The 14,116-nt window shown below is 38.3% G+C and carries 14 protein-coding genes; 7 read left to right on the top strand and 7 right to left on the bottom strand.

The features are described 5' to 3' along the window. From ACFIJS_RS06730 to ACFIJS_RS06705, 6 genes are all read left to right on the top strand, one after another. A partial coding sequence (locus ACFIJS_RS06730) for a TrwH protein (protein WP_375650800.1) occupies positions 1–102 on the top strand: 102 nt, incomplete at its 5' end. After that, positions 99–800 (top strand): virB8 family protein, encoded by a 702-nt coding sequence (locus ACFIJS_RS06725; protein ID WP_375650791.1) that lies wholly within the window; start codon positions 99–101, stop codon positions 798–800. The genes ACFIJS_RS06730 and ACFIJS_RS06725, both read left to right, overlap by 4 nt. A gap of 13 nt (positions 801–813) precedes the next feature. Beyond that, entirely contained in the window at positions 814–1,620 is an 807-nt protein-coding gene (gene virB9 / locus ACFIJS_RS06720) for a P-type conjugative transfer protein VirB9 (RefSeq protein ID WP_375635291.1), read from the top strand. Then, positions 1,620–2,777, top strand: a complete 1,158-nt coding sequence (gene virB10, locus ACFIJS_RS06715) for a type IV secretion system protein VirB10 (RefSeq protein WP_375650799.1) — start codon at positions 1,620–1,622, stop codon at positions 2,775–2,777. The genes virB9 and virB10 overlap by 1 nt, the downstream gene beginning before the upstream one ends. Then, complete coding sequence (gene virB11 / locus ACFIJS_RS06710) at positions 2,752–3,813, top strand: P-type DNA transfer ATPase VirB11 (RefSeq protein ID WP_375650790.1); 1,062 nt, start codon at positions 2,752–2,754, stop codon at positions 3,811–3,813. Before virB10 ends, virB11 begins: the two co-directional genes overlap by 26 nt. 1,203 nt (positions 3,814–5,016) lie before the next feature. Next, positions 5,017–5,271, top strand: a complete 255-nt coding sequence (locus tag ACFIJS_RS06705; protein ID WP_375650789.1) for a hypothetical protein — start codon at positions 5,017–5,019, stop codon at positions 5,269–5,271. A 1,771-nt stretch (positions 5,272–7,042) separates the two neighbouring features. Here ACFIJS_RS06705 and ACFIJS_RS06700 read toward each other — a convergent pair. The 7 genes from ACFIJS_RS06700 to rimM form a co-directional block, all read right to left on the bottom strand. After that, positions 7,043–7,822 carry a succinate dehydrogenase iron-sulfur subunit gene (locus ACFIJS_RS06700; RefSeq protein WP_375650788.1) on the bottom strand — a complete coding sequence of 260 codons (780 nt, stop codon included), beginning with the start codon at positions 7,820–7,822 and terminating at the stop codon, positions 7,043–7,045. A 15-nt stretch (positions 7,823–7,837) separates the two neighbouring features. Next, on the bottom strand, positions 7,838–9,682 hold the full coding sequence (gene sdhA, locus ACFIJS_RS06695; RefSeq protein WP_375650787.1) for a succinate dehydrogenase flavoprotein subunit: 1,845 nt from the start codon (positions 9,680–9,682) through the stop codon (positions 7,838–7,840). Between the two features lie 6 nt (positions 9,683–9,688). Next, positions 9,689–10,075, bottom strand: coding sequence for a succinate dehydrogenase, hydrophobic membrane anchor protein (sdhD, locus tag ACFIJS_RS06690; protein ID WP_375624899.1), 387 nt, complete (start codon positions 10,073–10,075; stop codon positions 9,689–9,691). Positions 10,076–10,092: 17 nt separating this feature from the next. Continuing rightward, the gene (sdhC, locus tag ACFIJS_RS06685; protein ID WP_375650785.1) at positions 10,093–10,494 is read right to left on the bottom strand and encodes a succinate dehydrogenase, cytochrome b556 subunit; all 402 of its coding nucleotides are present in this window, start codon (positions 10,492–10,494) and stop codon (positions 10,093–10,095) included. A 472-nt stretch (positions 10,495–10,966) separates the two neighbouring features. Beyond that, positions 10,967–11,407, bottom strand: a complete 441-nt coding sequence (rplS, locus tag ACFIJS_RS06680) for a 50S ribosomal protein L19 (RefSeq protein WP_375635295.1) — start codon at positions 11,405–11,407, stop codon at positions 10,967–10,969. 209 nt (positions 11,408–11,616) lie between these two features. Beyond that, positions 11,617–12,315 (bottom strand): tRNA (guanosine(37)-N1)-methyltransferase TrmD, encoded by a 699-nt coding sequence (gene trmD / locus ACFIJS_RS06675; RefSeq protein WP_375650783.1) that lies wholly within the window; start codon positions 12,313–12,315, stop codon positions 11,617–11,619. Between the two features lie 288 nt (positions 12,316–12,603). Further along, positions 12,604–13,161, bottom strand: coding sequence for a ribosome maturation factor RimM (rimM, locus tag ACFIJS_RS06670; protein ID WP_375650782.1), 558 nt, complete (start codon positions 13,159–13,161; stop codon positions 12,604–12,606). A gap of 131 nt (positions 13,162–13,292) precedes the next feature. On the opposite strand from rimM, the gene ACFIJS_RS06665 reads away from it, so the two are divergent. Then, positions 13,293–14,114: a SapC family protein gene (locus ACFIJS_RS06665; protein ID WP_375650781.1), complete on the top strand. Its 822-nt coding sequence runs from the start codon at positions 13,293–13,295 to the stop codon at positions 14,112–14,114. Positions 14,115–14,116: the final 2 nt, after the last annotated feature.

The following is a 14,116-nucleotide window of genomic DNA, read 5'->3' as shown; positions in this document are numbered from 1 at the left end:
TCAGCTTGTGCATTAGCACCAAAGCTAAAACAGCCCAATGATAGGAACCGTGTGCCTATTAATAAAACAATCCCTCCCGAAATCAAGCGAGAAGACAGATGAAAACAAAACAAGCAAAACCAGTAAAAGCCGAACAACTTAGCAATTATTATGAAGAAAGCCGTGGCTTAGAACGTGATCTTATCAATGAATTTATAAGGTCGCGCAGAACGGCGTGGCGTGTAGCGAGTACTGTTGGTCTTTTTGGCTTATTCGGTATGATATGTGGAGTCGTTGGATTTTCTCAACCAGCTCCAACTCCCTTAGTATTGCGTGTTGATAATACGACGGGTGCAGTTGATGTTATCTCAATCATGCGTGAACACGAAACCAGCTATGGTGAAGTTGTAGATAGATATTGGCTAAACCAATATGTGCTTAACCGCGAAACTTACGACTACGATACCATTCAACTGAACTATGACACAACAGCACTTTTAAGTTCGGCATCTGTTCAACAAGAATATTATAAAATCTATGATGGAGAAAATGCACGGGACAAAGTGCTTTCCAACAAAGCACGTATCACAGTTAAAGTACGATCAATCCAGCCTAATGGACTCGGTCAAGCAACTGTACGTTTTACGACTCAGCAACTTGACAGCAACGGTGCTGCTATTGGACCAAAACAGCACCAGATTGCCACAATTGGTTACACCTATGTCGGTGCACCCATGAAATCATCTGATCGATTGCTTAACCCCCTTGGTTTTCAAGTAACAAGTTACCGTTCTGACCCAGAAATACTGTTGAATGATTAAGGAATTGATTGTTATGAAAAAACTTGCGTTCGTTGTTCTATTGTCTTCGTTTTCTTCTCTTTATACGGTACCTGTGCAGGCGCTCAAAAGTCCATCAAATTCACAATATGATCACCGCATTCGCTATATAACATATAACGAAGCTGATGTGGTTCAAATTGAAACAGTTCTTGGTGTGGCAACACATATTATTCTTGAAGAAGGTGAACAGTATATCACTCATGCCTTTGGCGATTCAGAAGCCTATGCCTTTGCTCATAAAGGGCGGCATATTTTTATTAAACCAAAAGCAGAACTTGCCAATACCAATCTCATCGTTGTAACTGACAAACGGAGTTACAAATTCCGACTACAATTTCGAAATGACCGTGCAGGATCAACATATGAATTGGCTTTCCATTATCCCGATTCAAACGATGAAAAGTCAGAAGAAAACAACCGACGCCTTGCGATTGAACGTGGTTTTCACCAAAGCGTAAAAGGCTATAATCTCAGTTATACCATGAGCGGTCACCAAGATATTGCTCCGATAAATGCTTGGGACAATGGGCGTATTACTTACTTCAAATTTCCCGCTAACATGGATATGCCATCGATTTATGTTGTAGATGCTGAAGGAAATGAAAGCTTAATACCACGCACCGTTATCGGCAGTTCTAATGATATTATCGCCGTTCATAAGGTCAATCCTAAATGGCTCATACGGCTTGGTAAACGCGCTCTAGCTGTTTTTAATGAAGCCTATGACCCCAATGGCGTACCAAACACAACAGGGACAGTATCTTCGGTGGTTTATCGTATCAATAAAGGAGGAAAATGATGTTTGACAATAAGGAAGGAGAGGGAAAAGGTACAAAACTGGACAACGTCGAGCAAAAACATATTGAAGGTACCTATGGAGGGTCGGAGCTAGGTTCTGTACGTCGTCCGACAATTCCAGGTACCCGTGCATTGTTAATGGTAGGACTTATTGTCATAGTAGCAATACCGATTGCCTTGACTTGGAAAGCTTTTAAAATGCGTAATACCGTGGAAGTTGAGGAAGAAAAACCACAACAAATAGTACAGCAAATTATACCAAACTATGTCCCTCGGATTATAGAAGAGCCAAAGATTGTAGAAGAAGCAGAAAAATCAACACAAATAGAAGATTCAAGCTTAGATATTCCACCGGCCTTGAGTAAGCTTCTTCAAACAGCCATTCCTCCACATATGCTCCAAGATTCTGAAGAATTAGCACGCAAACGTATGCTCAGTTCTAGCCTTAACAGCGGTGGTAGCGAAGGATCTACAGATACAAATAATAAAGCATCGAATAATGATAGAGGTAGTGGCGTATTATTTGATAACCTTCAACCCGTGCGTTTAGGTCAATCACATGCGGTGCAACTTCGTAACCGTGACTTTTTGATTACGCAAGGAACGCAAATAGATTGCACGTTAGAAACAAAGATCATTACATCACAACCCGGAATGACGACATGTCATTTAACACGCGATGTTTATTCCACAAGTGGTCGTGTTGTTTTGCTTGACCGTGGTTCTAAAGTCGTTGGTTTTTACCAAAGTGGTATACAACAAGGACAAACGCGTGTGTTTGTGCAATGGTTACGCATCGAAACGCCTTCTGGTGTTGTTGTCAATCTTGACTCACCCGGCACAGGTCCTCTGGGTGAAGCGGGTATTGGTGGCTGGGTTGACAGACACTTTTGGGAGAGATTTGGTAGTGCAATTATGGTAAGCATAATCGGTGATTTAGGAGAATGGGTAAGAGGAAAAGTTAGTAAAATCAGCAACGAAAATAAAGAGAACTCACAAAATAAAGGTGCTCAGAATGCTGAATCTATAGCAATCGATGTTCTTCAAAATTCCATCAATATCACACCAACACTTTACAAAAACCAAGGCGAGCGAGTAAATATTTTTGTTGCTCGTGATCTGGATTTCAGCGATGTCTACAGTCTTGTCACACGTTAACCCTATACAGAAAGATCAAGCAGTTTTTCAGCTTCTACAACCGCTTGATTGTTTCTTAGAAGATCCCAAGATCACTGAATTATCGATTTGCCGTCCCTGTGAAGTATGGACGAAAAGCTTGAAGGGTTGGCAAGTACATAGTGTACCAGAGTTAACAACCACTTTTTTGCAAACGCTTATTACAGCTATTATCGTCTATAACGGTATGGCTCCCAAAAGTATTAATTATGTGCTATTGCCTGGTGGACAACGTGGTACAATTATACAAACACCAGCTGTCACCGATGGTGCTCTTTCCTTTGTAATTCGTAAACATTCTCTTATAGTTAAGACATTAGAAGAACTCAAAGAAGAGGGTGCGTTTGATGATTTCTCCGACGTAAGTTTTAACAAACCTTCGGAAAAAGAAGCAAATAACTTGTTGTCGAAGCAGGACTTCACACGATTGGAGCCATTTGAAGTTCAACTTTTGCAACATAAACGTGATGGAAAAATTCTTGAATTTTTACAAGAATGCGTCTTTCACAAACGCAACATTATTATTGCAGGCAAGACAGGATCTGGTAAAACAACATTTGCTCGCTCTTTAATTGAAAAGGTCCCTGTAGAGGAGCGTATTATCACAATTGAAGATGTTCATGAGCTTTTCCTACCCAATCATCCCAATCATGTACATATGATTTATGGTAACAATGTAGGCCGTGTTTCAGCTGAAGAATGCCTAGATGCGTGTATGCGTCAGTCGCCCGACAGAATTTTTCTCGCTGAATTGCGAGGTAATGAAGCATGGGAATATCTCAATTCACTTAACACTGGTCATCCTGGATCGATTACAACAACTCATGCCAACAGCGCTTTGCAGACATTTGAACGATGTGCCACCTTGATTAAAAGGTCAGAAGTTGGCCGGCAACTCGAGTTAGAAATGATAAAAATCGTTCTCTATACAACAGTTGACGTAGTGTTGTTCTTTAAAGATAGAAAACTCTCTGAAATCTTTTACGACCCGATTTTTGCTAAATCAAAAATCGCTTAAGGGGAGCTTCCCCTCTCGGTAATATGGATAAAAACAATAAATAGCCGTAACTAATTGTTACGGCTATTTATTTAACTTTTCCTATTCTCTTTGCTTCTCCAATGCATTTTCTACACTCTTCATGAATAAAAGAAGAAAAAAGCTAATAGAAAACAACTTTTAAGAGAAAATCAAATTATATATAAGGCTCTCTCTATTCTCTTACCTTTGATCATTCTTTCCATTTATCTTTTGAAAAAGTATGTTTGATGCAAAAAAATAGCTACAAAATAAATATGTTAACAAAAGAAAAGAATAAATTTTCATTCGCCTTTCAATGAAAGTTTCGTAAAATGAGTACTTTCGATCATCACAAATAATTATCGGCATCAAGACCAAAACTTATCGTTGAAAAATTCTAAGTGCTATTTTCAAGTGATTAATAAATATGTTTTTTAACTAAACAATCTCCAGATACGGAAAACCTCATATGAAATAAACTATCATTTCGATTTAGCACCCATAAACCACATTCTATCTGGTAATAAAAAGTATAGTGGCATATCGACGTCTTCTTCGGACGAAGAAAGATTCTTAACCTCCGGCTGTTCGTAAACAACCAAATTTCTCTTAAGCAAGCTTTACTAACCATATCACGTGGCTTATGTCCCCATCAGACGATATCCATAGACTAACACAGGTAAGCTCTACTCTGAATATTCCTGCTCTCTTCTCTGCATCTCAAAAAGCGAAAATTCCTAAAAGCACAGATCTAAAATCCCACTTCTTAAGATGTATCACATTAATTTATAAAGGGTGTTCATTATTTTGCATGTTAGGTAAAAAATCTTAGTACCGTAGGATTCTCTCATTTCAAAGCTGTTTATTAACCAAAACCATGTCTCTTGCATATTACAAGCGAATAAAGCCGTGTAGAATGAAACTGTAAAAAAGCACTAAAAATGCCTCTTATAAACCGTCCAAAATGCCAAAAACTGTCGTAACATTGGGAGTTGGAAAAGTGTCTAATGGCGCCCAACTTGCTCCTTTATAAAATGTAAAGATGGAGATGCTCTATAAATTTTATATTATTCATCGGGGCTTTACCATTATACCATCCACGAGCTCTGTTGCCAAATGAACTTGGGCACCTTAAAAAAAGGTTTCTTAAAAACAAGCGCGTAAATTGACAAGCCAAGTGTATTTTATTGGGAGCATTCTGTTTTGCATAAGGGTTGTGATCTTATTAAAGAACGAGAGAAACAAAAGCGTGAAGCAATGCGTAATCTCTATTATTTAAAAGACATTACTCTAGACGCTTTTGAAAAGCATAAAACTGAACTAAAAAATGACAGCAAAAACGGAAACTGGTTTGCACCTTTACAGCTTCATATTCCTCCCAAATTAGGAGGCTGTATACCGATTTCAGAAATTACGCAAACAGAGAGATACGTAATACTCTTAACTCTCATCTGGTAGGTAAAAGCTGCAACAGCAAAAGCTCTTTTAGAAAAACAACGCCATAAATCATTAATAAACCGGCAATGAATTGGAGAAATGTTTAAGATTTTTGTTAAACACTCTGCAAAGCAACAATAATGATACAACTGACTTTGCGTCTGCTTATTCTTACAGGTGTTCGTACCCATCTCTTGCATCAATTCGTAAAAATCAGATTGAAGGGGATATATGGACAATTCTTGGCTCGAGAATATAACAAGGTCTGCGTGATACTACAGGAGATTTTCACGTGCCTTATGATCAAAAGCATTAAAAATTTTAAAACAAGCACGCTTGTTTTTTCGCAATGATTTCTTTTTTCTGCAACCGGTCGTGATCCTTATTAAGGTAAATTTCCTATCACAATATATTAAGAGAGATTAGACTAAAAACCTGTCCACGTAGATTTCGCTCTAGTTTATGTAATTGGCTAACAGACTCCACCTATCACACCTCAAAAGACGAAGCTTCTTAACACGCACTGATCTGAAAATTATCCACCTCCTCGCCCAGCAGATTTCACCTTCTAACCACTTTAATTACCACATCCTAAATACGATAATGTTTTACGGCACACTAGAATAAATACCAAAACAATGACTGATTATACCGTTAATACTTGGAAACCTCTCTTTCATGTTAAGAAATATCTTTTATGTTGAAAAATAAAATAAACAACACTTTTACTGCTTAAACAACTTTCTTAAGCATATATACAAGAAAAAGTGAAATACCCTAACATAATAAATAAGACCTAAACCTAGAAATCTCTATTTTTTATAGATAAAAACATATAAAATCAAAACCTACGAAACTCATCAAAATACAACATTTTTTCTTTGATGATTGAATTCATTCAACTCAAACGAACCTATAAATTTTATATTTTTTCAAACGTCTTATCTACTCTTTAATGAATTTAAATCTATGACGTTACAATAGTTTTAAATTACTGCCCCCCTTAAGTATATGATCTATCTCTACAATAGATAGGGATTTTACGTTCTCCATTTTTTGAGAACTATAAATTTTGTTTTTTTAATGCGATTAAAAACCCAATCTTTAAAATAAAAAATATGCCCTTTAAATATATATAATAATTTTATCAAAAATTCCTAATCCCTGAATATTAGCAATGTTTTCTATATTATAATAAACGTATCGTAAAATGACGAATTGTAATAATGATCACTCCTTTTTATTTCATATGAATGATTTACATGCCTTATAATATTTGTATCAGCATTTATTTTTTGTGCTGTATTTATACAGAGTTATATTTTTTATAAAAAATGATTAATTTAATATGTATTAAAGTTCAAATTCTGATACGAATTTAATAAAAATAAAACATATGGCATATTGATTCTATTATTTTTACATATAATGCTATTTAAAGTATAGTTTACCCGAAAGACTAATGCCTTTTTAAAGGCTATAATAACTATGGTAACCGCCTCATAGAGACCAATAAATTTTAAAGATTAAACCTCAAGAGGTAAAAACGCGTACAATTTTCTGTTTTTCTTTTTACTGTTCGTTAATTGGTCAATTTTCAAAGATAATATTCAACTATGAGTTTTCTGCTCAGCCATTGCAAAGATTGCTTAATTTTTAGGAATTACTTCGCTTTTAGAATGATTACAGCTACTACACCCTCATAAGCAGCCGATCTTCTTTTAGAGATTTAATTGCTAAAAGGAGATACAATTTTCTACCTTGCTCTTTATTTTCATCAATCAGTAAATTTTCAAAGGCGGCGTTCAACCATGAGTTTTTTAATTTCAGCAATTGCTTTCGCTGGATTTAATCCCTTTGGACAAGTTTGTGCACAATTCATAATCGTATGGCAACGATAAAGGCGGAAAGGATCTTCTAAATTATCAAGACGTTCACCACACATTTCATCACGTGAATCCGCAATCCAGCGATAAGCTTGAAGCAAAACAGCGGGGCCCAAATAACGATCACCGTTCCACCAATAACTTGGACATGAAGTCTGACAACACGCACACAAAATACACTCATAAAGGCCATTGATTTTTTGGCGATCGGAGTGACTTTGTAACCATTCTTTTGCAGGTTCAGGAGAAACTGTTTGCAACCAAGGCTCAATGACTCGGTGTTGCGCATAAAAGCGCTTCAAGTCAGGAACCAAATCTTTAACAACAGGCATAGAAGGCAAAGGATAGACTTTAATGGGGTGTTTTACATCATCCATCCCTTTGGTACAAGCCAATGTATTGGTTCCATCAATATTCATCGCACATGAACCACAAATGCCTTCACGGCAAGATCGACGAAGTGTTAAAGTTGGATCAATATGGTTTTTAATAAACAAAAGCCCATCAAGAATCATTGGACCACAAGCAGAACGATCTACGTAATAAGTATCCAGACGAGGATTACTCTCATCATCAGGCGACCAACGGTAAACATGAAATTCTGTCAGTTGCGTAGCACCTTCAGGTTTAGGCCAAACCTTCCCCGGTTTTACTTGAGAGTTTTTGGGAAGCTTAATTTGTACCATAATTCGTGTCTCCCCTTAATAAATCCGTTTTTTAGGTGCAATGCGCTTTAAATCGATCCCACCATCAGCTTCAGATGTTAACGGATCCACATGGACAGGTCGATATGATAATGTCACCTTACCCTCTTTTGACAAATGTGAAAGCGTATGTTTACGCCAGTTTTTATCATCACGCTCTGGATAATCTTCACGAGCATGAGCGCCACGGCTTTCTAAACGGGCTTCCGCAGAATGAACAGTCATGATTGCATTCGCCATGAGATTTTCAAGCTCTAATGTTTCAACCAAATCAGAATTCCATATCAGAGAACGATCTGTGACTTTGAGGTCAGACAATTCCCCCCAGATTTTATTCATCCGTTGACATCCTTGTTTCAAAGAATCTTCTGTACGGAATACTGCCGCATCTTCTTGCATCGTGCGTTGCATTTTTTCACGCAATAGAGCTGCCGGTATCGCCCCTTGTGCAAAACGTATACGATCAAAACGCGCTATAATTTCGTCAACAGCTTCTTCATTGAGGGGTGGAATTTCTGCATTCCGATCAATAACTTCACCCGCGCGAATGGCAGCAGCACGACCAAACACCACAAGATCAATTAATGAATTGGACCCCAAACGATTAGCCCCATGAACAGAAGCACACCCTGCTTCTCCTACCGCCATCAGCCCTGGTTGAATACGATCAGGCGAATCAGCCGTTGGATTGAGAACTTCCCCGTAGTAATTGGTAGGAATCCCACCCATATTATAATGAACCGTTGGCAAGATGGGGATAGGCTCTTTTGTTACATCCACACCTGCAAAAATCCGTGCTGATTCTGAAATTCCCGGTAAACGCTCGTGCAAGATTGCAGGATCAATATGGTTGAGAACCAAATAAACATGGTCCTTCTTAGGTCCAACGCCACGTCCTTCACGAATTTCAAGTGTGATACAACGCGAAACCAAGTCACGTGAAGCCAAATCTTTAAAGGAAGGTGCATAGCGCTCCATAAAGCGCTCACCTTCAGAATTGATTAAATAGCCTCCTTCACCACGAGCTCCTTCTGTAATTAAGCAGCCAGAACCGTAAATCCCTGTAGGATGGAATTGCACAAACTCCATATCCTGAAGTGGCAATCCAGCACGTGCGATCATTCCACCACCATCACCCGTACAGGTATGCGCCGATGTCGCGGAAAAATAAGCTCGTCCATAACCACCGGTTGCAAGAACAACCATTTTGGACGAAAAACGATGTATTGTACCATCATCAAGATTCCATGCCACAACCCCCGTACAAACCCCATCTGTCATGATGAGATCGAGTGCAAAATATTCAATAAAAAATTGCGCATTATGCCTTAAGCTTTGTCCATAAAGCGTATGCAAAATGGCATGACCTGTACGATCAGCTGCTGCGCAAGTACGTTGAACAGGGGGACCTTCACCAAATTGTGTCGTATGTCCACCAAAAGGACGTTGATAAATTTTGCCTTCTTGCGTCCGCGAAAAAGGAACGCCATAATGTTCTAATTCGTAAACAGCAGCAGGTGCATTACGCACCAAATACTCCATTGCATCGGTATCACCCAACCAATCAGAACCTTTCACGGTATCATATAAATGCCACTGCCAATTGTCAGGTCCCATATTTGAAAGCGATGCAGCAATCCCCCCTTGTGCTGCAACCGTGTGTGAACGAGTCGGAAAAACCTTCGTGATACAAGCTGTCTTTAATCCTTGTTCCGCCATACCAAGTGTTGCACGTAATCCTGCACCACCTGCCCCAACAACAACAACATCAAATTTATGATCTACAGTGCGATAAGGGGCGTTACCTGCTTTAGCGCCCAGAGATGATCCTGTATCCGCCATACTTGTTTAACCCCCTAATGCAATTTTCAAAAGAGAAAAAATAATGACACCACCTATGAGAAAACAAAATGAAATATTTAACGTCAAAAAGAATATCCGGAAACCTTCACGTGGAATATAATCTTCAATCACCACTTGCATACCAAGTTTCATATGATAAAGGACTGAAAAAGTCATCAATCCCATCAAAATAGCCACAACAGGATGTGCAAGCCGTGCACGCACAATACTATAATCTTTGCCCACAAGCGAAAGAATAAGAACAATAAAAAATATCAAAAGCGGCAGATTGACAAGCCCAGTCAAACGCTGTAGCCAAAAATGCTCTGTTCCTTCATGAGCACTCCCATGCCCCCGTACTTTTCCAAGTTCCGTTCGAAAGTCTTTTTTCATATCTCTTTTCACCCCAGCTAAACAACGCTATATCCAATAATCCAAATTACAAAAGTAACAATAAGGGAAATAAACACTGTCGCCCAAGCAGTGACTGTTGCCTTTTCTTTTGCCAAAAGGCAAGGCATCATATCCCAAACGATGTGGCGAATACCACCAACCATGTGATGAATCCCTGCCAAAGTATAAAGAAACAAGATACACAATCCAAACCAAGAACTATAAATCTCATGAACCGTTCTGAATGCCTCCTCCCCACATGCAATAGCAATTAACCAAACAGCAAGAAAGACCATTCCAACATAAAGTGCCATACCCGTAACGCGATGCGCAATAGACATAGCCATAGTAATTGTCCAACGATAAATACCTATATGAGGGGAACGAGGGCGCTCTTTTATCCTAGTTGTCTCTGTCATAAAATATCCTGACCTGGTTTTTACTGCAACCGCAATGAACGAGAAAGTCCGCATAAAACGACTAAATATATTATCTCGTTTTTACTTGTTTGGCATCTTAAGATACCAATATCACAGGTCGGTTGTCTCAAATAACGGATTAAAGGTCACGCATAAAAAAAACCGATTTTTCCACGGATATAATCCGCAATACTCGCTTTAATCTAATACAATTTTATCTTCACGTCAAAGGTCTAACATCTTTTCTCAAATATAAATAGGCATTTTTTCAAATTAAACTTACCCTTTTGAGTCTCCACGAGATATGCAATGATATCTAATCACCCATTATTAAGAATAAAAAGAAGCAAAAATTGATAGATTAAACATTTTTATGTCCCCTCCAAGCCTTTTAAAAGACAAAACGAATCACGAAAAACACAAATAAACGGCATAAAAGCCGCTTTTGCATAAAGTTTAGCTGATATAATCTTTACTCAGCAACTTGCTTTTCAACATCTGTGCTTACAGCTGCTGCTTCTACTTTCTCAACAACCTTTTCAGCTTTTTTCCGATAATCTCTCTTTTCAGCGATACGCGCAGCTTTACCTCTCAAACCACGAAGATAATAGAGTTTTGCACGGCGCACTTTACCACGGCGCACCAGCTCAACGCCTTCAATCAACGGGGAATAAACAGGAAACACCCGTTCCACCCCTTCACCATAAGAAATTTTGCGTACTGTAAAAGTCTCATTCAACCCACCGCCTGAACGCGCAATACAAACACCTTCATAAGCCTGAACACGCGTCCGGGTACCTTCCGTCACACGCACCATGACACGGACTGTATCTCCTGGCTGAAAGGCTGGAAATTGGCGTTTTTCTTCAATTTTTGCACATTGTTCAGCTTCAAGTTGTGCGATAATATTCATTTCTTTTATCCTTCATGTTCTTTATCGAACAGTCAGAGCGCTCAACTCTTACCAAAAAAGCCTTTATTAAGAATAAGAAGCTCTTTAGGCTATGCCTTACACAGGAGCGAATACACCATTCCTTCATTTTAATTTTGGAACTACAGAAAACCTTTTATAAAAAACTCTCTAAAAAGAGAGCCATGCAATACACCACCTTATCATATGAATCAAGTTTTCTGATGATTTTTATCATAACGCGCATAAAGATCAGGGCGACGTTGACGTGTTAACAATTCGGCTTGCCTTTGACGCCAATCTGCGATCGCTTTGTGATGACCTGAGAGCAATACAGGCGGGATACCCCGCCCTTCGAAAAAAGAAGGGCGTGTATATTGCGGATGTTCTAGCAAGCCATTTTCAAAACTTTCACACTTTGCAGAAGCTGCATTCCCCATCACTCCAGGTAGAAGACGTATAATAGCATCTAAAATAACCAATGCGGCTGTTTCACCCCCTGAAAGAATATAATCACCAATAGAGACTTCTTCTAATTTTCGTGCTTCTATGACTCGCTCATCAACCCCTTCAAAACGTCCACAAACTAACGTTACACCCGTATCACGAGCCAAGCTATGCGCGTAAGCTTGGTCAAAAGGGCGCCCACGTGGACTCATCAACAATCTTGGCGAATCCTGTGGACAGCAATCAAGAGCAGCCGCCAATACATCCGCCCGCATTACCATACCAGCCCCTCCACCAGCAGGTGTATCATCAACGCTATGGTGTTTATCCAAAGCAAAATCCCTAATCTGTACCGTCTCCAGTGACCAAATTCCGCGCTCTAAAGCTTGCCCTGCTAAAGAATACCCTAAAAAACCAGGAAACATTTCAGGATAAAGGGTTAAAACGCGCGCCTGAAACTTCATTTTATTTCTCATCCTTATTTTCTTAAACAGACTCTAAATAATAGCTAAAATATCACAAACAAGACCTTTTAACGCTATGGCGTTAATCTAAATCTCCTTGATCTGCGCCATATTCAATACGATCCTTCTAAATACTTGTGCTAAAAAAAGACTCTAAAAATTCAGGACTATTTCGAGATAAAGTGCTTACAATATCTGCTCAAAAATGCATTTTTAATATTTCCACACTTCCCACTTTTTATTGACGAAATTCATCGGTTATTTTTTACCCTCATCTTTATTTTAGATTCAAGCTATTTCCTTTTTATCATTGTCTCCCCCATCACTTAAACCTGCTGCCATGGGATCAACAACAAGAAAACAAGAATCCATACAAATTTCTGGTACCGCCGCCTTACTAAAGGGAATAAGAACTCTTTTACCCGTATTCAAACGTATTTCAAGCAAATCACCAGCTCCGAAATTAAAGAAACCACACACTCCACCCAAAACTTTTCCCCCACGATCTTGAACACGCAAGCCTATTAAATCAACTTGATAAAATTCATCCTCTCTCAAATCATCAATTAATTGATCACGCATCACATAGAGGCGAATACCTTTTAAAGACTCAGCAACATTACGATTTTCTACCCCTTTAAAACGTACAATCGCCTTATTTTTTTGTATGCGAAGAGTTACAATTTCATAAGAACGCCCCATATCATCATAAAGAGTGCTGTAAGACTTGAAACGCTGCGGCTCAGCACTTAAAATTTTAACAAAAACATCTCCTTTTATACCATGAGGTATACCAATAATGGCAAGATAGACTTTATTTTTAAGCTTTTCTTTATTATACTTCATGAAAAAATATTATCTCTCAAAAATGAATCCTTCAATCTTATAGTTTTCTATTCAATCTTGTTGCCATATGAGACAATCTTCTAAAAGACCTTTCTTGGTAACAAAAACAAATTAATAAAGGAGAAAGTCTTATGGCAAATATTATGCTATTTTACAAAGATATCACGCCAATCAATAAAGTTTCCCATAAAAATCTAAAATTTGCTCCTCCAAGTGATATGTCTTTTGCCAAGGATACTCACTGGATTCCTTTAGCAAGTACTGAGTATTTTCAAGCAGCACTAGACTATCCTATTTTATTTATGTGCGCCGAAGATGAACAAAAAAAACGGCACTATACATCCGCGGCTCTTGTCGGTCTTTCTAATGACGAAAATGACTATATCGCTTCTGATAAAAGTTGGAAAACCAATACTTATGTCCCTGCTTTTGTCCGTCGCTATCCTTTTGTTCTGGCACAAATTAGCAATGAAAAAGAACTTTCTGTTTGCTTTGATCAACAGTCAGGTATGTTTAATGAAGTTGCAGGAACAGAACTTTTTAATTCCGACGGCTCTATTTCTCCTTTTATGGAAGAACGTATTCGTTTTCTTGAAAGTTTTAAAATCGCTATGGAGAAAACCTCTGAGTTTATTGATGCTCTTGTAGAAATGGATCTTCTAAGTCAAAAATCCATCAATGTGAAAAACGATAAAGGTCTCTCAGCGCAGTTGGAACATTTTTGGGTTGTTGATGAAGAAAAATTGAATAAATTATCAGCAAGCCAACTTGCCAAACTTCATAAAAATGGCTTTTTAGGATTAATTTTTGCGCATTTGATGTCAACGCACAATCTCTTAAAAATACTCTCTCTCAAAGGTGAAAAGCAACTTATCAATCGTGAAGAGCAACCCCAAAACAAGAATGGTTATTCTAATGATGAAAAATCTAAAAAGAAAGAAATCCTCAACTAGAT

It is taken from the genome of Bartonella sp. OT172YNZD, assembly GCF_042193725.1.
GTDB lineage: Bacteria > Pseudomonadota > Alphaproteobacteria > Rhizobiales > Rhizobiaceae > Bartonella > Bartonella grahamii_A.
Note: the sequence above shows the minus strand (reverse complement) of the source record. Positions and strands in the feature narration are given on the sequence as shown.